Below are 615 nucleotides of genomic sequence, written 5' to 3' on the forward strand. Positions count from 1 at the left end.
CACCGGAGGTATTGATGCTGGAGGTAAAAAGATAACTGGAGTGGCAACGGGTACTGAAAGCACCGATGCGGTGAATTTTGGACAACTGAAGGAAATAAAAGAACAAGTAGCAGCCAGTAGTTTTATTAAACAAGATGCGCAGACGAAATACATCACCATTGGTAAGGATACAGATGGTGAAAAAATCACTATTGCCAATAAAGATAATAAGACCAGAATTCTTTCTGGCGTTGCAGGTGGCGCGGACGACACTGATGCCGTGAATGTTGCGCAGCTAAAAGCTCTAAAAGACTCTATAACTCCAAGTTGGGATCTCTCTGTTGATGGTGCAGATACGACGAGTGTTGATTCAACCAACCCAATGGATTTGGCAGCTGGAAGTAGCAACCTAAATATTACAAAAGGCAAAGAGGACAATAAGGTAAAATTTGATTTAGCAAAGGATATCACACTGGAGAGCGTAAAGGCAGGTACAAATACCTTAGATGCAACAGGCTTAGTGATAGCCAATGGTCCGAAAATAACCACCGGAGGTGTTGATGCTGGGGGTAAAAAGATTACAGGAGTGTCGGATGGCACTGGAGCGAACGATGCAGTTAATTTTTCACAGTTAAG

At 42.9% G+C, this 615-nt stretch carries 1 pseudogene; it reads left to right on the top strand.

The features are described 5' to 3' along the window. Positions 1 to 615: pseudogene (locus tag ACFIK0_RS09685) on the top strand (hypothetical protein); the annotation flags it as partial.

This window comes from Bartonella sp. CL63NXGY (genome assembly GCF_042194905.1).
Taxonomy (GTDB): domain Bacteria; phylum Pseudomonadota; class Alphaproteobacteria; order Rhizobiales; family Rhizobiaceae; genus Bartonella.